This window comes from Ramlibacter sp. G4-7 (assembly GCF_057784995.1).
Genome location: NZ_JBYNTT010000021.1, coordinates 57,622 through 83,437, shown reverse-complemented (window position 1 = coordinate 83,437; position 25,816 = coordinate 57,622). Strand labels below are relative to the sequence as shown.

Below are 25,816 nucleotides of genomic sequence, written 5' to 3'. Positions count from 1 at the left end.
ATCATTCGCGGCCCCTGGGGCTCGCCATCAGCCACTGGCCGTGTTCCGAGCCGAGGCGGTGGCAAGCCACAGGCACTTCATCGCGAGCTGACCGGAGAGCGGGTACCCGGGCCCTCGCCCCTGGGCGCGGCTTTCGATCAGGGGTAACTCGGCTACGCCAGAACGCCGGAAGAAGGGGAGGCGGGACCCGGGCGTTCAGGAGCTTGCTCACCAGCGCTGCGCCAAGGGCCGTCGGTCCGGGCACCCGCTCTCCGGTCAGCTCGCGATGAAGCAGCCGTTGAGAACCCAAGGCCAGTTGCTCGGAATCCGGCAAGCGCCACACGAGCGCCTCAGGGGCCGCGAATGATCCCTGCGATCGGGCACCCAGACCGCCGACCCCTCGTGGACAGTGGCGCATTGGGAAGTTTCCGGTCCTGGACGCGGCGCGCGATCAGGCTACCCGAACCGCCGCCCCCTCGGGCACAGTGACGCATTGGGAAGTTCCCGGTCCTGGGCGCGGCGCGCGATCAGGCGTCCTCGATCAGCTGCGGCGATGAGGGGGTGAGGGTTCGGGTATCCGATCGCAGGGATCATTCGCGGCCCCTGGGGCTCACCGTCAGCCACTGGCCGTGTTCCGAGCCGAGGCCGTGGCAAGCCACAGGCACTTCATCGCGAGCTGACCGGAGAGCGGGTACCCGGATCCTTGCCCCTGGGCGCAGCGTTCGATCAGGGGTAACTCGGCTACGCCAGAACGCCGGAAGAAGGGGACGAGGAGGTCCTACTTCGCCGCCACCTGCGGCTTGCGCGACAAGCCCCACACATAGCCGGACAACACGTGGATCTGTGCTGGCGTGAGCTTGTCTTCCTGGGCCGGCATCTGGTTGGTCTTGCCGTTGTTGATCATGGAGACGATCGCCTGCTCGCCCCAGCCGTGCAGCCAGATGTCGTCGGACAGGTTCGGCGCGCCCAGGGCCGGGTTGCCCTTGCCGTCGAATCCGTGGCAGGCGGCGCAGGCCGCGAACTTGCTCTTGCCGAGTTGGGCGCGGACCGAGTCGTGCGGGCTGTTGGACAAGGACAGCACGTAGTGCGCCACGTTGCGCACGTCCTCGGCGCTGCCGACGGCCGCGGCCATCGGCGGCATCATGCCGATCCGGCCCTTGGTGATCGTCTCCTTGATCTTCTCGGGGCTGCCGCCGTGCAGCCAGTCGCCATCGGCCAGGTTGGGAAAGCCCTTGCTGCCGCGCGCGTCCGAGCCGTGGCACTGGGCGCAGTTGTTCATGAACAGGCGCTCGCCGATCGCCATGGCGTTCGGGTCACTCGCGAGTTCTTCCGGGCCCCTGGCGGTGAACTGCGCGTACAAGGGCTCGAGTTCCTTGGTTGCGCGCGCCACTTCGGTCTCGTACTCGCCGCGGGTGCTCCAGTTCAACTGGCCCGCGTAGGAACCGAAGCCCGGGTAGAACACGAGGTAGCCGACCGCGAACACCATGGTGAGGACGAACAGGCCCACCCACCACATGGGCAGCGGGTTGTTCATCTCGGTCAGGTCCTCGTCCCAGACGTGGCCGGTGGTGTTGTCGGCGCGGGGCACGACCTTCTTGCGGGAGGTCAGCCAGAGCAGCAGCGCGCAGCCGCCGATGCCCGCGGCGGTGAAGAACGCGACGTAGTTCGACCAGAAGCCGCTGATGAAATCGCTCATGGGAAGCCCTTGTCAGTCTTGTTCGAACGGGATGCGCCCTGCTTCCTCGAAGCCGTCGCGCCGTGCGCGCGACCAGGCCCAGGCGCAGATGCCGATGAAGGTGAGGAAGGAAGCGACGGTCGCGATCTCGCGCAGCAGGTTGATGTCCATGTTCGTTTCCTCCTCACTTCAGGGCCCGGCCCAGCGACTGCAGGTAGGCCACCAGGGCGTCCATCTCCGTCTTGCCCTTCAGGTCCGCGGGCGCCTGGGCGATCTCCGCGTCGGTGTAGGGCACGCCGACGGTCCGCAGCGCCTTCATGTGCGCGGAGATGCTCCCGGCGTCGGCGCCGCTCTTCTCCAGCCAGGAATACGCCGGCATGTTGGACTCGGGCACGAGGTCGCGCGGGTTGTTCAGGTGGATGCGGTGCCACTCGTCGCTGTACTTGCCGCCCACGCGGTGCAGGTCCGGGCCGGTGCGCTTGGAACCCCACTGGAACGGGTGGTCCCAGACGAACTCGCCGGCGACCGAGTAGTGGCCGTAGCGCAGCGTCTCGGCGCGGAAGGGCCGGATCATCTGCGAGTGGCAGTTGTAGCAGCCCTCGCGCACATAGATGTCGCGGCCGGCGACCTGCAGCGCCGTGTAGGGCTTCAGGCCCGTGACCGGCTCGGTCGTGGACTTCTGGAAGAACAGGGGCACGATCTCCACCAGGCCGCCGATGGCGACGACCAGCAGGATCAGCACGATCATGAGGAAGTTGTTGGTCTCGACCTTCTCGTGCGAGAAGGTCGGCACGGGGGTGGCGTTGTCGCTCATGGTGGAACTCTTTCGTCCTGGGGATCAGGCGTGTGCCGCGGCGACCGGGGCGGGAACGTTGACGCGCACCGCGCGGCCGTTGGCCACCGTCATCCAGGTGTTCCAGGCCATCACCAGCATGCCCCCGAGGTACAGCACGCCGCCGAGCACGCGGATCATGTAGAAGGGATAGGTCGCCTTCACCGATTCGACGAAGGTGAAGGTCAGCGTGCCGTCGGCATTGACCGCGCGCCACATCAGCCCCTGCATCACGCCGGCGATCCACATGGCGGCGATGTACAGCACGATGCCGATGGTGGACATCCAGAAGTGCAGCTCGATGGCCGGCACCGAGTACATCTTCTTCTGGCCGAACAGGCGCGGCAGCAGGTAGTACAGCGAGCCCATCGAGATCAGGCCCACCCAGCCCAGCGCGCCGGCGTGCACGTGGCCGATGGTCCAGTCGGTGTAGTGCGAGAGCGCGTTGACGGTCTTGATGGACATCATCGGCCCCTCGAAGGTGCTCATGCCGTAGAAGGACAGCGACACGATCAGGAAGCGCAGCACCGGGTCGTCGCGCAGCTTGTGCCACGCACCCGACAGGGTCATGATGCCGTTGATCATCCCGCCCCAGCTCGGCGCCAGCAGGATCAGCGAGAACAGCATGCCGATCGACTGGGTCCAGTCCGGCAGCGCGGTGTAGTGCAGATGGTGCGGGCCCGCCCACATGTACGTGAAGATCAGCGCCCAGAAGTGCACGATCGACAGCCGATACGAGTACACGGGGCGCCCGGCCTGCTTGGGGATGAAGTAGTACATCATCCCGAGGAAGCCGGCGGTGAGGAAGAAGCCCACGGCGTTATGGCCGTACCACCACTGCACCATCGCGTCCTGCACGCCGGCGTACGCGGAATAGGACTTCATGGCCCCCGCGGGAATGGCGGCGCTGTTGACCAGGTGCAGCAAGGCCACGGCCAGGATGAAGGCGCCGTAGAACCAGTTGGCCACGTAGATGTGCTTCACCTTGCGCGTGCCGACGGTGCCGAAGAACACGATCGCGTAGGCGACCCACACCAGCGTGAGCAGGATGTCGATCGGCCACTCGAGTTCTGCGTATTCCTTGCCCTGCGTGTAGCCCAGGGGCAGGCTGATCGCCGCGGCCACGATCACCGCCTGAAAGCCCCAGAAGGAAAAGGAAGCGAGCCTGGGCGAGAACAGCGGGACCTGCGAGGTGCGCTGCACGACCCAGTAGCTGGTGGCGAACAGGGAACAGCCGCCGAAGGCGAAGATCACCGCATTGGTGTGCAGGGGACGCAGCCGCCCGTAGCTGAGCCAGGGGATGCCCATGTTGAGCTCGGGCCAGGCGAGCTGGGCGGCGATGAACACGCCGACGGCCATGCCCACCACGCCCCAGAGGACGGCCGCCAGCGAGAACTGGCGCACGACGGTGTCGTTGTAGCTGGCCGGGGGGGAGGTCTGGTTCATGGGGACATCCTTTTCAAATTTCTTCCAGTCTCCCAAGCGCAAGCGCCCCTCCGGTTGACGAAGGTCAATCGCCGTCGAGAATCCGCTCGCCTTCGGCGTCCACGCCCTCGAACTGACCCCGCCAGACGGCCCACCCCAGCGCGCCGAGGATCACGAGCGCGAGCACGACGGACAGGGGGATGAGGAGGAAGAGGACGTCCATGGTCTTGGTCCGTTCAGGACGGCAGTCGTCCGAGCCGCGCCGCATTCAACACGACGAACAGGGAACTCCCCGCCATCCCCAGCCCCGCCAGCCACGGCGGCATCAGGCCGGCGATCGCCAGGGGCACGCACACGGCGTTGTAGCCGGCGGCCCAGCAGATGTTCTGGCGCACCACCGCACGCGTGCGCCGCGCCTGCGCCAGGATCGCGGCGACGCCTTCGACCTGCCCGCCCTGCACGATGAAGTCGGACCGCGCCTGGGCGACGGGCAGCGCCTCGCCCAGCGCGACGGAGAGGTCCGCGCGCGCCAGCACGGGCCCGTCGTTCATGCCGTCCCCCACCATCGCGACGCGGCGGCCCGAGCGCTGCAGGTCCGCGACGCGATCGAGCTTGTCCTGCGGCGACTGGTTGCCGCGTGCCTGCGCGATGCCGGCGTGCGCCGCCAGGCGCTGCACGGCGGCGGGCTGGTCCCCCGAGAGCACTTCCAGCTCCAGGCCCAGGGCGCGCAGCGCGCCGACGGCTTCCAGCGCGCCGGCGCGCAAGGACTCGTCCAGGCGGAAGCTCGCCAGCCAGCCGCGTTCGTCGCACAGGTGCACCTGCGCGCCGAGGCCCTCGCGCAGGTCCGCCACGCCGCAGAAGGCCGCCGAGCCCAGCCGCAGGCGGCGCGCGTCCTGGCCGCCGCCCGCGGCGGGCAGCACGCCTTCGACGCCCTGCCCCGCATGCTCGCGCACCTGGTCACACACGATGGTTTCGCCGCCGGCCGCCGCGATGGCCCGCGATGCCGGATGCAGCGAGTGCCGGGCGAGCGCCGCGGCCAGCGCCAGCGCGTCGGCCGGCGTGACCCCTGCGCGCGTGCGCACTTCACGCACGGCCATCCGGTGCGTCGTCAGCGTGCCCGTCTTGTCGAAGACCACCGTGTCCACGGCCGCCCCGGCTTCGAGCGCCTCCAGCCGGCGCACCAGGATGCCGCGCCGCGCCAGCGCGCCGGCGGCGGCGAGCGTGGCGGCAGGCGTGGCGAGCGACAGCGCACAAGGACAGGTGACGATCAATACCGCGACGGCCACCCCGAGCGCCCGGCCGGCGCCTTCGGGCCACCACCACCAGGCGGCGCCGGCCGCGGCCAGCAGCACGGCCGCCAGGAAAGGCGTGGCGAAGCGATCGGCCAGCCGCGCGAGCGCGGGCTTCTCGTGCGAAGCCCGCTCCATCAGCGCGACGATCTGGCCGTAGCGCGTGGCGGCGCCCACCCGGTCGACGCGCACGAGCACCCGCCCCGCCAGGTTGGCGCTGCCGGCGATCACCGCCTGGCCGGCGCGGCGCGGCAGCGGCGTCGCTTCGCCGGTGAGCAAGGCCTCGTCGACCTGGGTCTCGCCCTCGAGCACCACGCCGTCCGCCGGGAACACTTCGCCGGGCTGCAGCCGGATGCGGTCGCCCACCGCGAGGCGGCGCACGGCCACGCGGGCGCTGCTGCCGTCCGGCGCGACGCGTTCCACCGTGTCCGGCAGGCGCCGGACCAAGGCGTCCAGTGCGCCCGCCGTGCGGTCGCGCAGCCGCTGCTCGAGCAGGCGCCCGGACAGCAGGAAGAACACGAACATGGTCACGGAGTCGTACCAGACCTCGCCGCCCAGCGGCCCGGCCGGATCGAAGGTGGACGCCGTGCTCGCCCCGAACGCGATCAGGATGCCCAGGCTCACCGGCACGTCCATGCCGATGCGGCCGTGGCGCAGCTCGCGCCAGGCGGAGGCGAAGAAGGGCCGGCAGGAGAACAGCAGCACGGGCAGCGTGAGCAGCCACGCGGCCCATTGCAGCAGCGCGGCGACGTCGGGCGTCATGTCGCCGGGCTGCGCCAGGTACGCGGGGACCGCGTACATCATCACCTGCATCATGCAAAAGCCCGCCACCAGCCAGCGCCACAGCAGCAGCCGCTGCGCCCGGCGGCGCGGCACCGCCTGCAGCTGGTCGCCGGCCGGCAGGCCCCGGTAGCCGGCGCGCTCCAGCGCGGCGAGCCACTGCGAGGGCCGCGCCTGGGCCGCGTCCCAGACGATGCGCGCGGTGGCGGCCGCGCCATTGACCTCGACCTGCCGCACGCCCGGCAGCGGCGCCAGCGCCTGCTCGATCGACAGCGAACAGCCGGCGCAGTGGATGCCTTCGATGGCGAGGTAGGACTCCCAGCAGCCTTCGCTGCCCGCCAGCGGCCGGCCGAACGCGTCCCATTCCGCGGGATCGTCCAGCACGTGCCGGAACGCGCCGCCCTGCTGCATCTCGGGCGCCTGCGGCAGCGGGACGGGAAGCACGGCAGCTTGCATGGAGCGAGCCTAAGGGCCGGCAACACCACCCTGATTGACTTACATCAAGCCCGTCCGGCCCCGCGCTCCTAAGCTCGACGGCATGTACCGCAAGATCCTCGTGCCCACCGACGGCTCCGCGCTCTCGCGCAAGGCGATGCGCGCAGCGGTCGATCTCGCCTCCACGCTGGGCGCCGAAGTCGTTGCGCTCAACGTGGTGCCCCGCTATCCCACCTCCTACTTCGAAGGCGGGATCGACGTCGCGCCCATGGAAGTGGCCCGCGCCGAGCGGCAGTGGGCCGAACAGGGACAGGCGATCGCCGACGAGATCGGCGCGGCGGCGGAGAAGGCCGGCGTCAAGGCCAAGGCCGTGACCGTGCGCTCCGACCTCGTGGCCGAGGCCATCCTGGCCGCGGCGCGCAAGAACAAGTGCGACCTCGTCGTCATGGCCTCCCACGGCCGCAAGGGCATCAAGCGCCTGCTCCTGGGCAGCGAGACGCAACACGTGCTCACGCACGGCACCATCCCGGTGCTGGTCCTGCGCTGAGCGCCCCCCTTTCCACCACAAGAAAGAGAACCGAACGATGAAGATCCTCCTCGCAGCCGACGGCAGCGCCTATACCAAGAAGGCCCTGGCCTTCCTCGTCGCCAACGACACCCTGGTGGGCGAGGACCGCCAGATCGTGGTGGTGAACGTGCAGCCGGCCATGCCGCCGCGCGTGAAGACCATGGTGGGCGCCAGCGCCGTCAACGAGTACCACGCCGACGAAGCGGGCAAGGTGCTGCGGCCGATCGAGAAGTTCCTGCAGCGGCACGACGTGACCTTCACGACGCGCTGGTCCGTGGGTGTGCCCGGCCAGGAGATCGTCAGGCTCGCGAAGAAGGAAAAGGCCCACATCATCGTGATGGGCACGCACGGGCACGGCATCCTCGGCCGCGCCCTGCTGGGCAGCGTCGCGCAGAACGTGCTGACACAGTGCGAGGTGCCGGTACTGCTGGTGAAGTGACGCGGCGCGCCGCCGGGTTGTCGTACTTCACTGCGTCCGGCAGGCGGACGGTTGCACAACCCGGCGCGAGAACATTCCGACGAATGCGTCGGACTGCTCCTACGCGGCGCAGGTCCCTCTTCGCGGATGATCTCCGGCCACAACGATGATCTGGAAGACAAGCAGAAGCCTCGTTCTCGCGGGGGTGCTCGCGCTCGCCGCATCGCAGGCCGCGGGGCAGGCCCACGCCGATCCGGCTACGGTTCCGTCCTACCGCGAGCTCGACTCGATGGAAGCGCGCGTGCAGGGCTGCGTGACCTGCCACGGGCAGCAGGGCCAGGGCACCAGCAACGACTACTTCCCGCGCATCGCCGGCAAGCCGGCGGGCTACCTGTTCAACCAGCTGCGTGCCTTCCGCGACGGCAGCCGGCGCTACGCGCCCATGAACTACCTGGTCGCCTACATGACGGACGACTACCTGCGCGAGATGGCGGAGTACTTCGCCGCGCTGCGTCCGGCGTTCGCACCGCCGCAGGCCGCCACCATCGCGCCGGATTTCCTCGAACGGGGGCGGACGCTCGTGCAGAACGGCGACAGCGCGCGCCAGGTTCCGCCCTGCATCGCCTGCCACGGGCCGAACCTCACCGGCATGGTGCCCGGCATCCCCGGGCTGGCCGGGCTGCGTCCCAACTACATCGCCGCGCAACTCACGCGCTGGCGCGCGGGCGAGCGCCGTGCCGCCGCGCCGGACTGCATGCAGCGCATCGCGAGCCGCCTGACGGACCCCGACATCCAGGCCGCCGCCGCCTGGCTCGGCTCGCTCCCCGCGCCCAAGGACCTGTCGCCGGATGCCCGCAATGTCGTGCGCATGCCCATCGCCTGCGGGAGCCAGCGATGAAGCGCCCGGTGAAATTCGTGCTGGCGCTGCTCGTCCTGGGCGCGGTCGCGGCCGCCGGTGTACTGCTGTGGCAGATCCGTCCCTGGGAAAAGCTCGCACCCACGACCATCCGCGGACCGGTGGCCAACGACATCCTCTCCCGCGGCGAGTACCTGGCGCGCGCCGGCGACTGCGTGGCCTGCCACACCGCGCCGGGCGGCCGCGAATTCGCGGGCCTGCGCGCCATGGCCACGCCCTTCGGCAACCTGTACACGTCCAACATCACGCCGGACGACGAGACCGGCATCGGCCGTTGGACCTCCGACGACTTCTACCGGATGATGCACACGGGCGTGAACAGGAACGGGCAGCTGCTGTACCCGGCCATGCCTTTCGCCAACTACACCAAGGTCACGCGCGCCGACTCCGACGCGATCTACGCGTACCTGATGTCGGTGCCACCGGTGAAGCAGCCCAACCGGCCGCACGAACTGGGCTTTCCCTTCAACCAGCGCGAGCTGCTCCTGGGCTGGCGCACCCTGTACTTCCGCCAGGGCGAGTACCAGCCCGATCCAAAGCAGAGCGTCGAATGGAACCGCGGGGCCTACCTGGTGCAGGGTCTGGGCCACTGCTCCATGTGCCACACGGCCGTCTCCGCGCTGGGCGGTTCGCGCGAGCAGGAGACCTTCAGCGGCGGCATGATCCCCAACCAGAACTGGTACGCGCCTTCGCTCACCTCCAACCGCGAAGCAGGGCTGGGCGACTGGGACCTGAAGGACATCGTCGACCTGCTGCAGGCCGGCACCTCCCGCCGCGGTGCGGTGTACGGGCCGATGGCCGAAGTCACCTTCCACAGCCTGCAGTACATGGCGGACGAGGACGTGCGCGCCATGGGCGTGTACCTGAAGTCGCTGCCACCCAAGGACGAGAAGCGGGCCGAACCGCAGGCGCAGATGGTGGCGCCGGGCACCATGGAAGCCGGCCGCAAGGTGTACGCGGCGCAGTGCGCGATGTGCCACGGCGACGAAGGCAAGGGCTTCCCGCCGCACTTCCCGCCGCTGGCGGACAACCAGTCGATCGAGATGGCCTCGCCGGTCAACGCGATCCGCATGATCCTCAACGGCGGCTACGCGCCCGCGACCCACAGGAACCCGCGGCCCTACGGCATGCCGCCTTTCGCCCACCTCCTCAACGACGAGGAGGTCGCGGCCGTCGCCACCTACATCCGCGTCGCCTGGGGCAACGGCGGTACGCCCGTGACGGCAGCCCAGGCCAACGCACTGCGTTCGGTGACGATCGAATGAACCAGGCCATGGACCCGAAGCGCCGGCACGAAGAAGATGAAGACGCGGCGATCGAACGCATCGTCGCCGAAGGCCCGCGCGGCACCTGGGCGGTGGCAGGCCTGGCCACCTTCCTCGTCGTGCTGATCTACTTCCTCTTCTACTTCCTGGCCTACCTGCCGCGGGGAGCGGTGGAGTGAGCGCCGCCATGCATTCGCCGGGCGCGGAGGCCGCCGAACGCGCGGAGCGGCGCTGGGCCTGGATCGTCGGCGGCATCATCTTCCTGCTGGTCGCCATGATGGTGGTGACCGGCGTGCACTGGGCCGCCATGCCGCCGTCGCGCGTGGAGACCATCGATCCGCGCACGCTGCACATCCGCGGCGAGTTCGTCGAGTCCAACCTGGGCTCGGCCGTTGACGCGCAGGGCAAGGTCACGGTGCGGCTGGTCGCGCAGCAGTACTCCTTCACCCCGCAGTGCATCGTGGTCCCGGTGGACACGCCCGTGACCTTCCGCGCGACGGCGACCGATGTCGTGCACGGTTTCGTCGTCGGCAAGACCAATGCCAACGTGATGCTGATCCCCGGCTTCGTCTCCACGTTCACGGCCCGCTTCCCGGAACTGGGCGAGCAGCTCATGCCCTGCCACGAGTACTGCGGCACCGGGCACGAAGGGATGTGGGCGCGGGTGCAGGTGGTCGACGCCGCCGAGTTCCTGCGCAGCGCCGATGCGGGAAGGACCTTGAGCTGTGTTTCTCGCTAGACGCCTCGTCCTCGCGCACTTCTGGGTCGCGTTCGCCGGCTTCGCGGTGGCACTGCTGCTGGGCGAATGGCAGATGGTCGCGCGCAGCCCGCTGGTGCCCTGGGTCCAGAACCCCGAGCTGTACTACCGCTCGGTGACCATGCACGGGACCGTCATGGCCTACGTGCTGCCGACGCTGGTGGCGATGGGCTTCGGCTACGCGATCACCGAGCTGGCGCTGGGCCGCCCCTTGCTCGGCGTGCGCTGGGCGTGGACCGGCTTCTGGCTGGTCGTGATCGGCACGGTGATGGCCGCCCTCCCCGTCGCGCTGGGCAAGGCCTCCGTGCTCTACACCTTCTACCCGCCCATGGTCGGCAACGTCTTGTACTACCTGGGCGTGGTGCTGGTGGTGGTGGGGTCCTGGATCTGGGTGGGCCTGACCTCCTGGAACCTGCACCGCTGGAAGAAGGACAACCCCGGCGCGACCATCCCGCTGGCGATGTTCGGCAACGCGACCGGCGCCTACCTGTGGGCCTGGACCTCCGTCGGCGCGGCCTCGGAAATCCTCCTGCTGATCCTGCCCGCCGCCTTCGGCTGGAAGGACACGATCGACGCGGGACTGGCGCGCGTGCTCTTCTCGTGGACGCTGCACGCGATCGTCTACTTCTGGCTGATGCCGGCCTACATCGCGTTCTACACGATCATCCCGCGGGCCGTGGGCGGCCGCCTGTACAGCGACACCATGGGCCGGGTCGCCTTCGTGCTGTTCCTGGTGTTCTCCATGCCGATCGGCATCCACCACCTGTTCGCCGACCCGCAGGTGGGCGCCGGCTTCAAGTTCCTGCACGCGGTGTTCACGGCGATGGTGTCCGTGCCGACGCTGCTGACGGTGTTCACCATCTGCGCGTCGGTGGAGATCGCCGCGCGCCTGCGCGGCGGCCGCGGCGCCTTCGGCTGGGTGAAGGCCCTGCCCTGGGACAACCCCTACATGCTGGCGCTGGCCTTCGCCTTCGTGATGCTCGGCTTCGGCGGCGCGGGCGGCATCGTGAACATGAGCTACCAGCTGAACGAGACGATCCACAACACGCAGTGGGTCACGGGGCACTTCCACCTGATCTTCGCCGGCGCCATCGTGATCATGTATTTCGTGGTCGCCTACGACCTGTGGCCGCAACTGGTGCGCTGCGGCCCGCTGCCGGCACGCCTCATGAAGTGGCAGCTGTGGCTCTGGTTCGTCGGCATGATGGTCACCACCCTGCCCTGGCACTTCGTGGGCCTGCTGGGCATGCCGCGGCGCATGGCCTACTACGACTACAGCCACCCGCTGCTGCAGCCGCAGGCGATCACGGTGACGATCTCCGCCATCGGCGGGCTGATGCTGGTGATCTCGGGCCTGCTGTTCCTGTGGATCCTGGCCACGGCGCGCAGGCGCGGCAATGCACCGGTCCTGCCCTATACCTTCAGCCGCGCGGTGCACGTGGCGCCCGTGCCGGCGGCCCTGAACAGCTTCGCACTCTGGATCGCGCTGATGGTGGGCCTCACGGTCGTGAACTACGGCTTCCCCATCGTGCAGCTCGCGCTGCTGGCGGAGAGTTCGGTGCCGGTGGTGCGCATCGGGGGGCCGCGATGAAGAACGGCGTCCTCGGCCACGACGGCGTACGCAAGGCGCTGGCGGCACTGTTCCTGCTGCTGGTCGCCGCGGTGCTGGTGGGCTTCCTGTGGCTGCCGCGGGTCAAACCGGACTTCACCGCCGGCGGCCTGTGGGACTCCATCTGCCGCATCGCCGGCGTGCCGGCGTCCTGGTCCACGGAGCTGCAGCTCGACGACCCGCGCGCCAGCCGGGTCGCGATGGTGCCCGCCCTGGAGGGGACGGCCGGCGGCGACGTGGGACGCGGCGGCACGCTCGCCCTTCGCTGCACGATGTGCCACGGCGCCCGCGGCGTCAGCACCTCCGACGTGCCCAACCTCGCCGGCCAGTACGCCGAAGTGGTCTACAAGCAGTTGATCGACTACAAGAACGGCCAGCGCCGGCACGCCTTGATGCAGGCCCTGGCCGCCGGGCTGTCGGAGCAGGACATCCGCGACCTGTCCGCGTTCTACGCGCAGCTGCCGCGCCCCTCGCCGGCGCCGGCGACGATGCCGGTCCCGCGCGTGGTGAGCGTGGGCGACCCGATGCGCAACATCGCCCCCTGTGCGTCCTGCCATGGCGGTATCGACAAGAAGCCCGGCAGCCCCTGGCTGGAAGGCATGTCGCAGGCTTACCTCGGGCTGCAACTGCGCCAGTTCGCCAGCGGCGCCCGGCGCAACGACACCCTGGAAGTGATGCGCAACATCGCGCGCCGGATGAAGCCCGAAGAGATGGAGGCGGCGGCCCAGTACTACGCCGCCCGAGCGATCGTAGGCAACCAGGCCGGCGCGCCGGAGCCGCCGGCGAAGTAGCCTGCCTTCAGGCCAGCGCCACTGCCTTGCGCACGGCGCCGACCAGCGCCGGGTCGACGCTGCCCAGCTTGCCCGAGCGGGCGGCGATGCGGCCCTGCCGGTCCAGGAGGGCGATCGTGCTGGAGTGGTTGAACTCGCCGTTGGTGAGCCGCCGGTACTGGATCCCCAGCACCGCCGCCACCTTGCGCGCCGTCGCCTCGTCGCCCCGGGCGAGCAGCCACTGGCCGTCGCAGCCGCGCGCCTGCGCCGTCTTCTTCAGCACCTCGGTCGTGTCGCGCCCCGGGTCGAAGCTCACCATGAGCACCCGCACGTCCTTGCGTTCGTCGGCCGGCAATGCGCGCAGGGTCGCCTGCACGGTCTCGAAGATCATCGGGCAGACCATGTCGCACGAGGTGTAGAACATGCTGGCGAGTACCGGGCTGCCCTGCAGGGAGGCGAGCGAAAACGCGCGGCCGTCCTGGTCGCTCAGCGCCGCGTCCAGCCGGTAGACGGAATCGCCGGGAGCGGCGGCGAGCACGGGCAGCGCGGCGAACGCGCCCAGCGAGAGCAGCGCCGCGCGCCGCGTGCAGCTTGTGATCATGGTTGTCCTTTCGCGGGGCGCACGCAGCGGAAGCCCAGCGTCCCGGTGCTGTCCGCCGCGTTGAGCGAGGACAGCAGCGCGATGCGCATGAGCACCGCATAGCTGTCGCGATCGATGATGTTGATGGCGCCGGCGCCGCAGAACTTGAGCTTGTCCGGATCGCCCTGGGTGCGGCTGTCGCCGGCGATGAAGAGCGCGTTGAAATCGTCCACCCACTCCCAGGCGAGGCCGTGCAGATCGCGGATGCCGTAGAAGTTGGCGTCGCCGCCGACCGCCGCGAGCGCCTCGCCACCGGGCTTCTCGTACCAGGCCAGGATGCGCCGCGCCCACGCCGGGTCGCGCCTCGCATCCGCGCGCTGTGCATCGGCGGCGGCGGCGTATTCCCACTCCAGCCAGGTGGGCAGCCGGCCGCCCTCCTCCTCGCAGAACGCGCTGGCCGCGAACCAGCTCACTTGCGTAACGGGCGACTGGGGCCGCAGGGCTGCACCCGGGTTCGCCGGCGCCTGCCACTGCAGCAGGTAGCGCGCATCGGCCAGCACCGCCGGCGCCTGCCCGCGCTGCCACCCCGGGTGCGCCCGCACGAAAGCCGCGTACTCCGCCACGGTGACCGGCAGCACGCGCATCGCGAAGGGCTGCAGCTGCACCGGCTCGGACACCGTGGCGACCGGCCCTTGCGGCAGCACGCTCTCGAAGCGGCCGCCGGGCAGCGCCGCGTATTGCGCCGCGTGCGCCAGCGGCACGCAGGCGGCCAGCGCGGCGAGCAAGGTCAGCCAGCGCACCGTCACCCCCGTCACTCGGCCTGGGCCTTCAGCGCGGGCTTTTCGGCGCGGCGCTTCTTCACGTCCTCCTTGGAAACCTGGCCGCCCGCGTTGCCCCAGCTGTTGACGACGTAGGTGAGGATGTTGGCGACCTCGTCGTCGTTCAGCTGGTTCATCGGCGGCATCACGGAGTTGTATTCCTGGCCGTTGACAGTGACCTTGCCCGAGAGCCCGTGCAGCACCACGTCGATCGCGCGCTGCAGGCCGGCCGCGAGGTAGTCGGACTTCGCCAGCGGCGGGAACACGCCGGGCATGCCCTTGCCGTCCGACTGGTGGCACACCGAGCACGTGCCGGCGAACAGCGCCTGGCCGGCCTGGACCTGCTCGTCCTGCGTGAGCTTGCCGGCGGCGGCGGCCTGCGTCGCCTGGGTCACCGCGGCGAGGTTGGGCCCGGCGCGATCGCCCAGGTACACGGCATCGAGCTCCTTGCCCGAATAGATGCCCTTGTTCTCGCCGCCCTCGATCTTCAGGATGGCCAGCGCCCCCTTGTTGAAGGCGCGGAAGATGGAGTGGTCCACCAGCACGTAGCTGCCCGGCACGCGCGCCGTGAAGGTCGCCACGGCCGCTCCGCCCGCGGGGATCAGCGTGGTCTGCACGTTCTTCTGCACGTTGGTGCCGCCCTCGAAGCGCACCTGGTCGAAGATGGCGCCGATCACGTGGAAGCTGGAGACGAGGTTCGGCCCGCCGTTGCCGACGAACAGGCGCACCTTCTCGCCGACCTTCGCCGTCATGGCCTTGTCGCCGGTGAGCGCGCCTTCCGCGCCGTTGAACAGCACGTAGGTGGGCTTCTCGTCGATGGCCTTCTCCATGTCGAAGGGCTGGTTGCCCTTCTCGCGGTACTTGCCCGTCGTGTAGAAGTCGCCCTGCATCACGTAGTACTCGCGGTCCACCTTGGGCAGGCCGTTGGGCGGCTCCACCAGGATCAGGCCGTACATGCCGTTGGCCACGTGCATCCCCACCGGCGCCGTGGCGCAGTGGTAGACGTAGATGCCTTCGTTCAGGGCCTTGAAGGTGAACTGCGACTCGTGCCCGGGCGCGGTGAAGCTGGACGCCGCGCCGCCGCCGGGGCCGGTCACGCCGTGCAGGTCGATGTTGTGCGGCATCTTGCTGCCCGGGTGGTTCTTCAGGTGGAATTCCACCGTGTCGCCCTGGCGGACGCGAATGAAGCTGCCCGGGACGCTGCCGCCGAAGGTCCAGAAGGTGTAGTTCACGCCTTCGGAGATCTGCATGCTCTTTTCCACGACCTCCAGGTCCACGATCACCTTGGCCGGGTAGTTCCGGTTCACTGGTGGCGGCACGTGCGGCGGGCTGGTCAGGATGGCCTTGATCGGCGCGCCGCGCGGCGGACCGAAGTCGCCATCGACCGCCTTGGGCGCCGCGGTCGCCAGCAGGGCAAGGCCGGCACCGGCTGCAAGGAGCAGCGTGCGCGCCAGGTTCAGGACTTTCATGTTCTTTCCTCCGGATGCTGTAGCTGCATCGCGGTCGACCTTAGTGAGCGCGGCACGCCGCCGCGTTGACCGGCGTCAAGTCGTCGCGCGCGATCGAAGTTCCCGCGCGGACCTTGATCCTGGTCAAAACAGCGTGCGCAACGCTCGCTGACATTAGGTGCATTCGGAATACACCTTCTGACCGGGAGCATCCATCCATGACACGCAACGGCAAACTCTGGCGCTGGCTGGCACTGATCTTCGTGCTGTCCTTCGGCGCCCTCGGCTACCTGGGTTGGCAGATCTACCTGTCGGCCCCGCCCATCCCGCAGGCGGTTGTCACCGCCAGCGGCCAGACGCTCTTCACGGGCGAGCAGATCCAGCGCGGCCAGCAGATGTGGCTGGCGAGCGGCGGCCAGCAACAGGGCAGCGTCTGGGGCCACGGCGCCTACGTCGCCCCCGACTGGTCGGCCGACTGGCTGCACCGCGAGGCCGAGGCGCTGCAGAAGCTGCGCGCGAGGTCGCTCGCGGTCGACGCCGCCAGGCTGACGGCCGCCGAACGCGGCGCCGTGCGGGCGGCGCTGCAAGACGAAATGCGGCGCAACACCCATGATGCGCAGAGCGGCACGGTCACGGTGAGCGACCTGCGCGCACAGGCCATCCGCGAAACCGCGGGCCACTACGCCGGCCTGTTCGGCACCGACCCCCGCCTGGCACAGCTGCGCGAGCAGTACGCCATGACGGAAGGCAACGTTCCCGAAGCGTCCGACCGCGAGGCGCTCACCGCGTTCTTCTTCTGGACCGCCTGGGCCGCCGCCACCGACCGGCCCGGCGAGACCGGCCTCTCGTACACCAGCAACTGGCCGCACGAGCCCCTGGTGGGCAACACCATGACGACGTCGGCCGCCATGTGGTCGATGGTCTCGATCATCCTGCTGCTCGCCGGCATCGCCGCCATGCTGTGGCTGCACGGCGCCGGCAAGCACGAGGAAGAAGCGCGCCCGCCCAGGGCGGACCCGCTGCTGGGCGTCATCGCCACGCCCTCGATGAAGGCCGTTCGCAAGTACTTCTTCGTCGTGGTCGGCCTGCTGCTGCTGCAGATCGGCATGGGCGCCGTCACCGCGCACTACGCCGTCGAAGGCCAGTCCTTCTTCGGCATTCCGCTGGCGGAAGTGCTGCCCTACGTGGTGAGCCGCACCGCGCACACCCAGGTCGGCATCTTCTGGATCGCCACCGCCTGGCTGGCCACCGGTCTCTACATCGCGCCCCTGCTCGGAGGCAGGGAACCGAAGTTTCAGCAGATCGGCGTCGACTTCCTCTTCTACGCGCTGCTCGTGATCGTGGTGGGCTCTACCGCCACCGGCTGGCTCGGACACCTGCAGCACCAGGGCGTGGAGTTCAGCTTCTGGATCGGCAACCAGGGCCTGGAATTCACCAGCATGGGCCGCGTGTGGCAGATCCTGCTGTTCGTCGGGCTGATCCTGTGGGCCGTCCTCCTGGGCCGCGCCCTGTGGCCGGCGCTGAAGACGCCGTCGGAAAGCCGCGGCCTGATCGCCATGGTGTTCCTGTCGGCCACCTGCATCGGCGGCTTCTACGCCAGCTCGCTGGCCTGGGGCCGGCACACCCACTATTCGATGATCGAGTACTGGCGCTGGTGGCTGGTGCACCTGTGGGTGGAAGGCTTCTTCGAAGTGTTCGCGACCGCGGTGATCGCCCTGCTCTTCACGCGGCTGGGCCTGGTGCGGGCGTCGAGCGCCAACCGCGCCATCGTCGCCGAGACCATTGTGTTTCTCTTCGGCGGCATCCTGGGCACGCTGCACCACCTGTACTGGACCGGCACGCCCACGTCCGTCATCGCCGTCGGTGCCGTGTTCTCGGCGCTCGAGGTCGTGCCGCTGACGCTGATCGGCCTGGAAGCCCTGCAGAACTGGCGGCGCTCGCAGGACACGCCCTGGCTGGCCGCCTACAAGTGGCCCGTGCTGTGCTTCGTCGCGGTGGGCTTCTGGAACACCGTGGGCGCCGGGCTCCTGGGCTTTGCCATCAACCCGCCGGCCTCGCTGTACTACGTGCAGGGCCTCAACATGACCGCGGCGCACGGCCACGCCGCGCTCTTCGGTGTGTACGGCATGCTGGGCATCGGGTTGATGCTGTTCTGCCTGCGCGGCCTCTACGCCCGCAACCTGCACTCGGACGCCCTGCTGAAGCCGGCGTACTGGGGCCTCAACATCGGCCTGGCCATGATGGTGTTCCTGTCGCTGGTGCCCGCCGGCATCTACCAGGCCTGGGCCAGCATGACGCAGGGCCTGTGGTACGCCCGCTCGGCCGAAATCATCCACTCGCCGGTGATGGAGACGCTGGTGTGGCTGCGCGTGCCGGGCGACATCCTGTTCTCGATCGGAGCCCTGTGCCTGGCGGTCTACACGCTGCGGCTGCTGGGTCGCCGCAAGGCGCGGACGACCGTGCCGGCCGGCGAGGTGGCCCCGGCGCAGTGACGGCAACGCGATGAAACTCACCGCTTTCACCGACTACAGCCTGCGCGTGCTGATCTACCTGGCCGCCGGGGCGGGTCGGCGCGCGACCATCGCGCAGATCGCCACGGCCTACGGCATCTCCGAGCATCACCTGGTGAAGGTCGTGCACTTCCTTGGGCAGCAAGGCTGGCTGAAGAACGTCCGCGGCAAGGGAGGCGGCATGGAGCTGGCCTTGCCGCCCGCGCGCATCGTGCTGGGCGAGGTGGTCCGCGCGACGGAGGGAGAAGCGGTGGTGGTGGAGTGTTTCGGCGCCGGCGGCGGCAACTGCCGCATCACGCGCGACTGCCGCCTGCGCGGCGTGCTGCGCGAGGCCGTGGCCGCCTTCGAGGCGGTGCTGGACCGGTACACGCTCGCGGACCTGGCCGGCAACCGCGAGCAGCTGGCGCAGGTCCTGTTCTTCGCGCCGCCGCCATCGACGCGGCGGGCAGGAAGAGCGGCATGAACGAGCCGCGCTTCGCCTACGAGGGACCGCCGGACTTGCTGCCCGCGCTGGTGCGCTCGCTGGAGAAGGTGGTGGACCCGGAGGTCGCCCTGAACATCGTGGACGTGGGCCTGGTGCTCGGCGTCCGGGTGGCGGATGGCCGCATGGACGTCCGCATGACCATGACCTCCGCCGCCTGCCCGGTCACTGACGTCATCGTGGACGACGTGGAGAACGCGCTCGACGAGACCATGTCGCCGCAGCTGAATATCCACGTCGAACTGGTATGGGAGCCGGCATGGACCCCGCAGCGGATGAGCCCGCGCGCCCGCGCCTTCATGGGCTGGTGAACGCGCGCCGCCTCGTCGGCGCGGCGCTGCTCGCCTGCGTTGCCGCTTCGCTGCTGGCCGGCATCGCCGGCGGGCTGCTCCGTGTCGGCATCGCAACGACGGATGCGGCATGGCTCGCACGCGCCGCGCTCGCCCATGCCGCCCTCATGATGTGCGGCTTCCTGGGCACGGTGGTCGGGATCGAGCGCGCGGTCGCGGCGCGCAGCCGTCCCGCCTGGGCGCCGCCCCTGCTGTCCGGCGCGGCCGGACTGCTCCTGCTGGACGGCGCGAACTCCGTCGGGGCAGGGCTGCTGGTGGCCGCGGGCGCCGCCTTCGTCGCGGTGAATGTCCTGCTGCTGCGGCGCCAGCGCGCGCCGCACACCGCGCTGCTGCTGGCGAGCGCCTGCGCCTGGGCCGCCGGCAACCTCCTGTTCGCCGTGGGAGCCCCGCCCGTGGCCGTGCTGCCCTGGTGGTTCGCCTTCCTCGTCCTGACCGTGGCCGCGGAGCGCCTGGAGATGACCCGCCTGATGCGACGGCGCCCGGGTTCGCAAGCGTCGCTGGTCGCACTTGCCACGCTTTTGCTGCTGGGCGCCGGCACTTCCTCGTTCGCACCGGTGGCCGCGGGCGTGCTGTTCGGGACCGCGCTGTCGGGCCTCGCCGCCTGGCTGTTCGCCTTCGACATCGCGCGCCGTACGGTGCGCGCTACAGGATTGCCCCGGTACATGGCCGTTTGCCTGCTGGCGGGCTATGCCTGGCTGGCTGCCGGCGGCGGCGCCTGGGCGGCGACCGCCCTCGGCTGGCCCGCACGCGACCTGGCCCTGCACGCGCTCGGCCTTGGCTTTCTCGTGAGCATGATCCTGGGCCACGCGCCGGTCATCCTGCCCGCCATCGCGCGGGTCAAGCTGCAGTTCGGCGGCTTCTTCTACCTGCCGCTGGCCGCGCTGCATGCCTCGCTGCTGCTGCGGCTGGTCGCGGGGCTGTCCAGCTTCGCGGCGCGACGCAGCGGCGCGCTGTTCAATGCGCTCGCGATCGCACTGTTCGCGCTGACGGTCGCGGCCGCGGCCCTCGCGTGGCGGCGTCGCCATGGCGGGCGCAATTCCCCACCCCTTCTCCCATGACGCGCTCTCCCCTGTGGCAACTGGGCTTCCGCCCCTTCTACCTGCTGGCCAGCACCTTCGCGGCAGTGTCCATCCTCCTGTGGTCCTTGCAGTTCACGGGCCACCTCGGCACCCCCTACCTGTCCGGCCCGCTGTGGCATGCGCATGAGATGCTGTTCGGCTTCACGCTGGCCGTGGTCGTCGGCTTCCTGTTCACGGCCGGTCGCAACTGGACGGGCCGGCCCACGCCCACGGGCGGGACGCTCGCCGCCCTCGCGTTGCTGTGGGTGCTGGGGCGAGTGCTCGTGCTCACGCCCTGGGGCCGGGCAGCGGCCGTCGCGAACACTGCCTTTCCGCTCGCCGCGGCGCTCGCCCTGGCCATTCCCTTCGTCGCGGCCGGAAACCGCCGCAACTACTTCTTCCTTGCCCTGCTGGCCCTGCTGGGGCTGGCGACACTCTCCATCCACCTGAACCAGCTCGGGCTAGTGGCGCTGCCTGCGTGGGCGAGCCTGCAACTGGCGCTGGACGTGATGCTGTTCATCGTCTGCGTGATGGGCGGCCGGGTGATCCCCATGTTCACCAACAACGGCGTTCCCGGCGCGGGCGCGGAGCGCCATGCCGTGCTGGAGAAGCTCGCGCTCGGCTCCGTCCTCGCGCTGCTGGCGGCCGATGTGCTGCAGCTGCCAATGGCCGCGACCGCCGCGATTGCTGCGCTCGCTGCCGCGGCACACGCGGCGCGCTGGACGCTCTGGCGACCCTGGAAAACGCTGGCAACGCCCCTGGTGTGGGTGCTGCACCTCGCCTACGCCTGGATTCCGGCGCACCTGGCGCTGCGCGCCTGCGCGGCACTCGGCTGGATGGGTCCTTCGCCGGCCACGCATGCGCTCACGGTGGGCGCCATCGGCGGCCTCGTCATCGGCATGATGACCCGCACCGCGCGCGGGCACACGGGCCGGCCGCTGCGCGCCGACGGGTGCGACGTGGCGGCCTACGTGCTGGTCGCGGCGGCCGGCTTCGTGCGCGTGCTGGTGCCGCTCGCCGCCCCGGCCCTGCTGGGCGAAGCGGTGCTCGTTGCCGGCGTGCTGTGGTCCGCGGGATTCGCGGTCTATGTCTTTGCCTACTGGAAGGTGCTCACCCGCCCGCGGCTGGACGGGCTGCCTGGCTGATGCTCGCCGGGTCAGGGCCGCAACGGCTCGGCCTCGACCAGTTCGGGGGCGACGCCCAGGTAGCTGGCGATTTCACGGGCGCCCATCGCCGGGGGCAGTCGCAGGGGCGCACGGCTGCGCAGGCGCGTGCGCACGCTGGCGAAGAAGGCGCTGACGCGCTGGCCCGGCGGCAGCGCGGCGAGCATGGCCTGGTGCGCGCGACCGCGCACCAGCTCGCAACTCATCATGTCCCACAGCCGGGCCAGGATGGCCCGGGCACCCGGCGTCTCGTTGCCGGCCGGCGCCAGGCGCAGGGCACAGACCTGGCTGTCCGCCATGGCACTGACGGTGACGCGCTGGCCGCCGGCGATCATGCGGTCCGCCCCGACGAGCTCTCCGGGAAAGTGGAAGCCCACCACCTGCCTTCCGTCCTCGCCAAGCGTGGCCGACAGCAAGGCGCCGCTGCGCACCGCGTACACCGTCGCCAGGCGGTCTTCGGGCTGCAGCACTTCCCGCACCTGCAGAGCCACCCGCCCCGCGAGGATGCCTTTGAGCTGCGCAGTGCCCGCTTCCGCCGCGATGTTCCCGAGGCAGGCGGCGCGCACCTCGCACTTCATGCACAGGGCGGCGGACACCCCGCTGCTGGTGACGGCGGTTGCGGCTGCGGCTACGACGTCAGTGTCGGGCTGGCCGCGGTCGGCGGCCGGCTCGGCGATGCACTCCATGCTTTCTCCCCCTGGGCCGCGCTGCGGACGCGGTGTCGTTCTGGAACGGAAGAGCGATGATGGGCATGTGGCTGGGCAGCGCGCTATGTACTTGTACCTAAGACAGGTCAGTACTGTGGAGGCCTCCTCCTACATACGGCTGGAGGCGAAGGCAATGAGCTCCGCACCCGTGCGCAGGCCCAGCTTCTTCTTCAGGTTGGCGCGATGGATGTCGACGGTGCGGGCGCTCAGCTGCAGCTGCCCCGCGATCTCCTTGGTGGTCCTGCCCTCGCGCAGCAGCTCCATCACCTGCAGTTCGCGCACGCTCAGCGATGCCTCGGCGCCGCCCGCGGCCTCCTTGCGCACGGCCTCGTTGCGGCGCAGGTGGCGGTTCATCATGCGGGCGGCGAGCTGCGGGCTCACCCAGGTGTTGCCATGCAGGAGGGCGCGCACCGCGGGCAGCAGGTTGTCCTGCACGCAGCCCTTCATCAGGAAGCCGTCCGCGCCGAGCGCGATCGCCTGCTGGCCGTACAGCATCTCGTCCTGCATGGTGACGATCAGGAGGCGGCGCGGCGCCTGCACGTGCGCCAGCGTGCGCACCGTCTGCAGGCCGGCGGAGTCGCCCAGCCCCATGTCGCTGATGACCAGCTCGGGGCGCAGGCGCACGATGCGCTCGACCCCTTCGCCGAGCGTGCCCACCGAGGCGACCACCCGCAGGTCCGGCGCGCGCGACAAGAGCGCTTCCAGTCCGAGGCGGACGATGTCGTGGTCGTCGATGATGACAACGGAGTGCATGCGAAGCTCCGGAGCAATCCGATGATAGTCCGCGGCGCCGCGCCACGGGGCCGTCCTGGCGGGCGATCGGCGCACTGGCACCCCGTCATGCACGCCCAAGCGCGACGGTCTATGCTGTCCCCATGAAGCGCGATCCCTCCCCGAACGCCGTGCCGGCCCTGCCCGTGCAGGCCATCAGCGTCGACGTGCTGCGCGAGAAGTACCTCAAGGACGGCGAGCATTCGGAAGCCGACGTGATGCGCCGCGTGGCCAGGGCCTTCGCCTCGGTCGAGGCCGAGCCCGTGCGCGCCGAATGGGAGCGGCGCTTCCTCGACAACCTGCAGGCGGGCGCCATCGGGGCCGGCCGCATCATGAGCGCCGCCGGCACCGGACTGCAGGCGACGCTGATCAATTGCTTCGTGCAGCCCGTGGGCGACTCCATCCAGGGCCGCGACGACGCGGGCTACCCGGGCATCTACGAAGCGCTGCGCGAGGCGGCGGAAACCATGCGCCGCGGCGGCGGGGTGGGCTACGACTTCTCGCGCATCCGCCCGCGCGGCGCCGAGGTCAGGGCCACTGCCTCGCTGGCCTCGGGACCGTGCAGCTACATGGACGTGTTCGACCACTCCTGTGCCACGGTGGAAAGCGCCGGCGCGCGCCGGGGCGCGCAGATGGGCGTGCTGCGCATCGACCACCCCGACGTGCTGGAGTTCATCACGGCCAAGCGCACGCCCGGCCGCTGGAACAACTTCAACGTGTCGGTCGCGGTGAGCGACGAGTTCATCCGCGCCCTGCAGGCGGGCGGCGACTGGGCGCTGGTCCACGCGAAGAAGCCGGGCGCGGCCCTGCTCGCCCAGGGAGCGCACCTGCGCGCGGACGGCCTGTGGGTGTACCGGACGCTGCCCGCGCAACAGCTGTGGGACACCGTGATGCGCTCGGCCTACGACTTCGCGGAGCCGGGCATCCTGTTCATGGACAGCATCAACCGCGACAACAACCTGCGGTACGCGGAGCACATCAGCGCCGTCAACCCCTGCGGCGAACAGATGCTGCCCCCGTACGGCTGCTGCGATCTCGGCCCGATCGTGCTCACGCGCTTCGTCACGCATCCCTTCGGTTTCGGCGGCGCGCCGGCCTTCGATTTCGAGCGCTTCGCCAAGGTGGTGGCCGTGCAGGTGCGCGCACTCGACAACGTCCTGGAGCTGACCTGGTGGCCCTTGCCGCAGCAGCAGCAGGAAGCCCGTTCCAAGCGCCGCGTCGGCGTCGGCTTCACCGGCCTGGGCAATGCGCTGGCCATGGTGCGCCTGCGCTACGACGCCGAGGACGGCCGCGAAATGGCGGCACGCATCGCCCGCACCTTGCGCGATGCCGCCTACGGCGCGTCCGTCGAACTGGCCCGGGAAAAAGGCGCCTTCCCCCTGTTCGACGCGGACAAGTACCTGGAAGCCGGCACCTTCGCCAGCCGTCTCGACGAAACGCTCAAGGCCCGGATCCGGCAGCACGGCATCCGCAACAGCCACCTGCTGTCGATCGCGCCCACGGGCACGGTCAGCCTCGCCTTCGCCGACAACGCGTCCAACGGCATCGAGCCGCCTTTTTCCTGGACCTACACGCGCCGCAAGCGCGAGGCGGACGGCTCGCGTAGCGAGTACACGGTGGAAGACCATGCGTGGCGACTGTTCCGCTCGCTGGGCGGCGACACGGACAAGCTGCCGCCCTATTTCGTCTCCGCGCTGGAGATGAGCGCCTCCGGGCACCTGGCGATGATGGAGGCGGTGCAGCCGTTCATCGACAGCGCCATCTCCAAGACCGTCAACGTGCCGGCCGACTATCCGTACGCCGACTTCCAGGGCCTGTACCTCGAAGCCTGGCGCGCGGGGCTCAAGGGCCTGGCCACCTACCGTCCCAACGACATCCTCGGCTCGGTGCTGTCGACGACGGCCGGCGAGCCGGCGGCGCCCACGCCCGAGGTGGAGCGGCGCAGGACCGACCCCATGCGCGCCACGATCGAGCGGCGCCCGCCCGGGCAGCTGCCCGGCGTCGTGGAGAAGATCGACTACTGGACGCAGCAGGGCCGGCAGACGCTCTACATCGTCGTGTCCTTCCTGCCCGTGGCGGACGGCCGCGAGCGCGCCATCGAGTTCTTCATGCCCGTGGGCCAGAACGGCGAGTCGCAGCAGTGGATCACCTCCAGCATGCGCCTGCTGTCGCTGGCCGCGCGCGGCGGCTTCCTCGAGCGGGCGCTGGCCGACATGCGCAAGGTCGCGTGGGACCGCGGGCCCGTGCGGCTGGGCACCTATGCGAAGGCGGACGGCACCGCCGTGCCGATGTGGCACGACTCGGAGGTGGCGGCGATCGCCTACGCCATCCAGAACATCATCGCCCGCCGCCAGGGCGCGCCCGTGGCACCCCTGGCGACGCCGCCGGCGGCCGCCACCGAAGCGGCTCCCACCATGGCCGGCGCCCGCTGCCCCGAGTGCGGCGCGCACGCCATGATCCGCAAGGACGGCTGCGACTTCTGCACCCAGTGCGGCCACGTGGGCGCCTGCGGATGACGCAGCCGATCCGCCTGTCCTCGCTGGTGGCCCCGCCGGCCGCCGGCTTCGAGGAGCCGTTCGGGATGCTCACGGCCTGCCACGAGCGCATGGGCCGCATGCTCGCCCTGCTCGCGCGAGTGCGCCAGCACGTGCGCGCGCAAGGCAATGACGAGCAGGCGCGGCAGGCGGCGCGCGACGTGATGCGCTACTTCGACCTGGCGGCGCCGCAGCACCACCTGGACGAGGAACTGCACGTGTTCCCGCCGCTGCTCGCAGCCGGGGACCCCGCCCTCATCGCCGTCGTGCGTCGCCTGCAGCAGGACCACCTGGCCATGGAAGCGCGCTGGCGCGACGCGCGCCAGGTGCTGGTGCGGCTGTCCGAGGCGGCCGTCGAGCTGACGCCGGACGACGAGGCGCGGCTGGATGCCTTCGCCGGCCTGTACGACGCGCACATCCGCGCCGAAGAGGACACCGCCTACCCGGCCGCCCAGGCGCTGCTGGACTCCGCGCGCCAGGCCGCGATGGGCGAGGAAATGATGCGCCGGCGCGGCGGCCGCTGAGACGGCGCCCGCCCTGCCCGACCGGTGCGCGCCGGTCAATGCCCCGTCGGGACCGTCCGGTTCGCGTAATTTTGTGAGGAAAATCCGCCCGCAGCGTGCATGATGTAAGCAAGGCAGCCAGCGCGCTACCGGCCATCCCGCTCGTTCCACCGCC

26 protein-coding genes are annotated in these 25,816 nt (G+C 70.2%); 15 read left to right on the top strand and 11 right to left on the bottom strand.

Going from position 1 to position 25,816, the window contains the following annotated elements:
• Positions 1-757: 757 nt before the first annotated feature.
• The 6 genes from ccoP to AC3EGR_RS22645 all read right to left on the bottom strand — a co-directional run bounded on the left by ccoP (position 758) and on the right by AC3EGR_RS22645 (position 6,436).
• A complete protein-coding gene (ccoP, locus tag AC3EGR_RS22670) occupies positions 758-1,675 on the bottom strand; it encodes a cytochrome-c oxidase, cbb3-type subunit III (protein ID WP_488548792.1) in 918 nt (305 codons plus the stop codon).
• Between the two features lie 12 nt (positions 1,676-1,687).
• The gene (locus AC3EGR_RS22665; RefSeq protein ID WP_488548791.1) at positions 1,688-1,825 is read right to left on the bottom strand and encodes a cbb3-type cytochrome oxidase subunit 3; all 138 of its coding nucleotides are present in this window, start codon (positions 1,823-1,825) and stop codon (positions 1,688-1,690) included.
• Positions 1,826-1,838: 13 nt separating this feature from the next.
• Entirely contained in the window at positions 1,839-2,468 is a 630-nt protein-coding gene (ccoO, locus tag AC3EGR_RS22660; protein ID WP_488548790.1) for a cytochrome-c oxidase, cbb3-type subunit II, read from the bottom strand.
• Positions 2,469-2,492: 24 nt separating this feature from the next.
• Positions 2,493-3,932, bottom strand: a complete 1,440-nt coding sequence (ccoN, locus tag AC3EGR_RS22655) for a cytochrome-c oxidase, cbb3-type subunit I (protein WP_488548789.1) — start codon at positions 3,930-3,932, stop codon at positions 2,493-2,495.
• A 64-nt stretch (positions 3,933-3,996) separates the two neighbouring features.
• On the bottom strand, positions 3,997-4,134 hold the full coding sequence (gene ccoS / locus AC3EGR_RS22650) for a cbb3-type cytochrome oxidase assembly protein CcoS (protein WP_488548788.1): 138 nt from the start codon (positions 4,132-4,134) through the stop codon (positions 3,997-3,999).
• Between the two features lie 13 nt (positions 4,135-4,147).
• A complete protein-coding gene (locus tag AC3EGR_RS22645; protein WP_488548787.1) occupies positions 4,148-6,436 on the bottom strand; it encodes a heavy metal translocating P-type ATPase in 2,289 nt (762 codons plus the stop codon).
• An 82-nt stretch (positions 6,437-6,518) separates the two neighbouring features.
• Here AC3EGR_RS22645 and AC3EGR_RS22640 point away from each other — a divergent pair, with 82 nt between their 5' ends.
• From AC3EGR_RS22640 to AC3EGR_RS22605, 8 genes are all read left to right on the top strand, one after another.
• Entirely contained in the window at positions 6,519-6,962 is a 444-nt protein-coding gene (locus AC3EGR_RS22640) for a universal stress protein (protein WP_488548786.1), read from the top strand.
• Between the two features lie 37 nt (positions 6,963-6,999).
• Entirely contained in the window at positions 7,000-7,422 is a 423-nt protein-coding gene (locus AC3EGR_RS22635; RefSeq protein WP_488548785.1) for a universal stress protein, read from the top strand.
• Positions 7,423-7,567: 145 nt separating this feature from the next.
• Positions 7,568-8,299, top strand: a complete 732-nt coding sequence (locus AC3EGR_RS22630) for a c-type cytochrome (RefSeq protein WP_488548784.1) — start codon at positions 7,568-7,570, stop codon at positions 8,297-8,299.
• The gene (locus tag AC3EGR_RS22625) at positions 8,296-9,582 is read left to right on the top strand and encodes a c-type cytochrome (protein ID WP_488548783.1); all 1,287 of its coding nucleotides are present in this window, start codon (positions 8,296-8,298) and stop codon (positions 9,580-9,582) included. The genes AC3EGR_RS22630 and AC3EGR_RS22625 overlap by 4 nt, the downstream gene beginning before the upstream one ends.
• On the top strand, positions 9,579-9,761 hold the full coding sequence (locus AC3EGR_RS22620; RefSeq protein ID WP_488548782.1) for a hypothetical protein: 183 nt from the start codon (positions 9,579-9,581) through the stop codon (positions 9,759-9,761). Before AC3EGR_RS22625 ends, AC3EGR_RS22620 begins: the two co-directional genes overlap by 4 nt.
• 8 nt (positions 9,762-9,769) lie before the next feature.
• Complete coding sequence (locus AC3EGR_RS22615; RefSeq protein ID WP_488548793.1) at positions 9,770-10,321, top strand: cupredoxin domain-containing protein; 552 nt, start codon at positions 9,770-9,772, stop codon at positions 10,319-10,321.
• Entirely contained in the window at positions 10,308-11,930 is a 1,623-nt protein-coding gene (locus tag AC3EGR_RS22610) for a cbb3-type cytochrome c oxidase subunit I (RefSeq protein WP_488548781.1), read from the top strand. The genes AC3EGR_RS22615 and AC3EGR_RS22610 overlap by 14 nt, the downstream gene beginning before the upstream one ends.
• A complete protein-coding gene (locus tag AC3EGR_RS22605) occupies positions 11,927-12,739 on the top strand; it encodes a c-type cytochrome (RefSeq protein ID WP_488548780.1) in 813 nt (270 codons plus the stop codon). The genes AC3EGR_RS22610 and AC3EGR_RS22605 overlap by 4 nt, the downstream gene beginning before the upstream one ends.
• Before the next feature lie 7 nt (positions 12,740-12,746).
• Here the strand turns inward: AC3EGR_RS22605 and AC3EGR_RS22600 are convergent, their stop codons facing one another.
• The 3 genes from AC3EGR_RS22600 to nirK are packed head-to-tail and all read right to left on the bottom strand — an operon-like array spanning position 12,747 to position 15,585.
• Positions 12,747-13,319, bottom strand: a complete 573-nt coding sequence (locus tag AC3EGR_RS22600) for an SCO family protein (RefSeq protein WP_488548779.1) — start codon at positions 13,317-13,319, stop codon at positions 12,747-12,749.
• Positions 13,316-14,113, bottom strand: coding sequence for a formylglycine-generating enzyme family protein (locus AC3EGR_RS22595; RefSeq protein WP_488548778.1), 798 nt, complete (start codon positions 14,111-14,113; stop codon positions 13,316-13,318). Before AC3EGR_RS22595 ends, AC3EGR_RS22600 begins: the two co-directional genes overlap by 4 nt.
• On the bottom strand, positions 14,110-15,585 hold the full coding sequence (gene nirK / locus AC3EGR_RS22590) for a copper-containing nitrite reductase (RefSeq protein ID WP_488548777.1): 1,476 nt from the start codon (positions 15,583-15,585) through the stop codon (positions 14,110-14,112). Before nirK ends, AC3EGR_RS22595 begins: the two co-directional genes overlap by 4 nt.
• Before the next feature lie 197 nt (positions 15,586-15,782).
• Between nirK and AC3EGR_RS22585 the strand changes: the two genes are divergently transcribed.
• Genes AC3EGR_RS22585 through AC3EGR_RS22565 form a run of 5 tightly spaced genes read left to right on the top strand, consistent with a single transcriptional unit; the run spans position 15,783 to position 21,108 of the window.
• Positions 15,783-18,056, top strand: a complete 2,274-nt coding sequence (locus tag AC3EGR_RS22585) for a nitric-oxide reductase large subunit (RefSeq protein WP_488548776.1) — start codon at positions 15,783-15,785, stop codon at positions 18,054-18,056.
• 10 nt (positions 18,057-18,066) lie between these two features.
• Positions 18,067-18,537, top strand: coding sequence for an RrF2 family transcriptional regulator (locus AC3EGR_RS22580; RefSeq protein ID WP_488548775.1), 471 nt, complete (start codon positions 18,067-18,069; stop codon positions 18,535-18,537).
• Positions 18,534-18,866, top strand: a complete 333-nt coding sequence (locus tag AC3EGR_RS22575; RefSeq protein WP_488548774.1) for a metal-sulfur cluster assembly factor — start codon at positions 18,534-18,536, stop codon at positions 18,864-18,866. The genes AC3EGR_RS22580 and AC3EGR_RS22575 overlap by 4 nt, the downstream gene beginning before the upstream one ends.
• Entirely contained in the window at positions 18,863-19,963 is a 1,101-nt protein-coding gene (locus AC3EGR_RS22570; RefSeq protein ID WP_488548773.1) for a hypothetical protein, read from the top strand. Before AC3EGR_RS22575 ends, AC3EGR_RS22570 begins: the two co-directional genes overlap by 4 nt.
• Positions 19,960-21,108, top strand: a complete 1,149-nt coding sequence (locus AC3EGR_RS22565; protein ID WP_488548772.1) for an NnrS family protein — start codon at positions 19,960-19,962, stop codon at positions 21,106-21,108. The genes AC3EGR_RS22570 and AC3EGR_RS22565 overlap by 4 nt, the downstream gene beginning before the upstream one ends.
• An 11-nt stretch (positions 21,109-21,119) precedes the next feature.
• On the opposite strand, the gene AC3EGR_RS22560 is transcribed toward AC3EGR_RS22565, so the two are convergent.
• Entirely contained in the window at positions 21,120-21,812 is a 693-nt protein-coding gene (locus AC3EGR_RS22560; protein WP_488548771.1) for a Crp/Fnr family transcriptional regulator, read from the bottom strand.
• Between the two features lie 129 nt (positions 21,813-21,941).
• On the bottom strand, positions 21,942-22,586 hold the full coding sequence (locus AC3EGR_RS22555) for a LuxR C-terminal-related transcriptional regulator (RefSeq protein WP_488548770.1): 645 nt from the start codon (positions 22,584-22,586) through the stop codon (positions 21,942-21,944).
• 122 nt (positions 22,587-22,708) lie between these two features.
• Between AC3EGR_RS22555 and AC3EGR_RS22550 the strand changes: the two genes are divergently transcribed.
• A complete protein-coding gene (locus AC3EGR_RS22550) occupies positions 22,709-25,120 on the top strand; it encodes an adenosylcobalamin-dependent ribonucleoside-diphosphate reductase (protein WP_488548769.1) in 2,412 nt (803 codons plus the stop codon).
• Positions 25,117-25,662, top strand: a complete 546-nt coding sequence (locus tag AC3EGR_RS22545) for a hemerythrin domain-containing protein (protein ID WP_488548768.1) — start codon at positions 25,117-25,119, stop codon at positions 25,660-25,662. Before AC3EGR_RS22550 ends, AC3EGR_RS22545 begins: the two co-directional genes overlap by 4 nt.
• Positions 25,663-25,816 lie beyond the last annotated feature (154 nt).

Coding starts and splice junctions, on each gene's coding strand:
- ccoP (WP_488548792.1), bottom strand. CDS start 1,675: ATGAGCGATTTCATCAGCGGCTTCTGGTCGAACTACGTCGCGTTCTTC.
- AC3EGR_RS22665 (WP_488548791.1), bottom strand. CDS start 1,825: ATGGACATCAACCTGCTGCGCGAGATCGCGACCGTCGCTTCCTTCCTC.
- ccoO (WP_488548790.1), bottom strand. CDS start 2,468: ATGAGCGACAACGCCACCCCCGTGCCGACCTTCTCGCACGAGAAGGTC.
- ccoN (WP_488548789.1), bottom strand. CDS start 3,932: ATGAACCAGACCTCCCCCCCGGCCAGCTACAACGACACCGTCGTGCGC.
- ccoS (WP_488548788.1), bottom strand. CDS start 4,134: ATGGACGTCCTCTTCCTCCTCATCCCCCTGTCCGTCGTGCTCGCGCTC.
- AC3EGR_RS22645 (WP_488548787.1), bottom strand. CDS start 6,436: ATGCAAGCTGCCGTGCTTCCCGTCCCGCTGCCGCAGGCGCCCGAGATG.
- AC3EGR_RS22640 (WP_488548786.1), top strand. CDS start 6,519: ATGTACCGCAAGATCCTCGTGCCCACCGACGGCTCCGCGCTCTCGCGC.
- AC3EGR_RS22635 (WP_488548785.1), top strand. CDS start 7,000: ATGAAGATCCTCCTCGCAGCCGACGGCAGCGCCTATACCAAGAAGGCC.
- AC3EGR_RS22630 (WP_488548784.1), top strand. CDS start 7,568: ATGATCTGGAAGACAAGCAGAAGCCTCGTTCTCGCGGGGGTGCTCGCG.
- AC3EGR_RS22625 (WP_488548783.1), top strand. CDS start 8,296: ATGAAGCGCCCGGTGAAATTCGTGCTGGCGCTGCTCGTCCTGGGCGCG.
- AC3EGR_RS22620 (WP_488548782.1), top strand. CDS start 9,579: ATGAACCAGGCCATGGACCCGAAGCGCCGGCACGAAGAAGATGAAGAC.
- AC3EGR_RS22615 (WP_488548793.1), top strand. CDS start 9,770: ATGCATTCGCCGGGCGCGGAGGCCGCCGAACGCGCGGAGCGGCGCTGG.
- AC3EGR_RS22605 (WP_488548780.1), top strand. CDS start 11,927: ATGAAGAACGGCGTCCTCGGCCACGACGGCGTACGCAAGGCGCTGGCG.
- AC3EGR_RS22600 (WP_488548779.1), bottom strand. CDS start 13,319: ATGATCACAAGCTGCACGCGGCGCGCGGCGCTGCTCTCGCTGGGCGCG.
- nirK (WP_488548777.1), bottom strand. CDS start 15,585: ATGAAAGTCCTGAACCTGGCGCGCACGCTGCTCCTTGCAGCCGGTGCC.
- AC3EGR_RS22585 (WP_488548776.1), top strand. CDS start 15,783: ATGACACGCAACGGCAAACTCTGGCGCTGGCTGGCACTGATCTTCGTG.
- AC3EGR_RS22580 (WP_488548775.1), top strand. CDS start 18,067: ATGAAACTCACCGCTTTCACCGACTACAGCCTGCGCGTGCTGATCTAC.
- AC3EGR_RS22575 (WP_488548774.1), top strand. CDS start 18,534: ATGAACGAGCCGCGCTTCGCCTACGAGGGACCGCCGGACTTGCTGCCC.
- AC3EGR_RS22565 (WP_488548772.1), top strand. CDS start 19,960: ATGACGCGCTCTCCCCTGTGGCAACTGGGCTTCCGCCCCTTCTACCTG.
- AC3EGR_RS22560 (WP_488548771.1), bottom strand. CDS start 21,812: ATGGAGTGCATCGCCGAGCCGGCCGCCGACCGCGGCCAGCCCGACACT.
- AC3EGR_RS22555 (WP_488548770.1), bottom strand. CDS start 22,586: ATGCACTCCGTTGTCATCATCGACGACCACGACATCGTCCGCCTCGGA.
- AC3EGR_RS22550 (WP_488548769.1), top strand. CDS start 22,709: ATGAAGCGCGATCCCTCCCCGAACGCCGTGCCGGCCCTGCCCGTGCAG.
- AC3EGR_RS22545 (WP_488548768.1), top strand. CDS start 25,117: ATGACGCAGCCGATCCGCCTGTCCTCGCTGGTGGCCCCGCCGGCCGCC.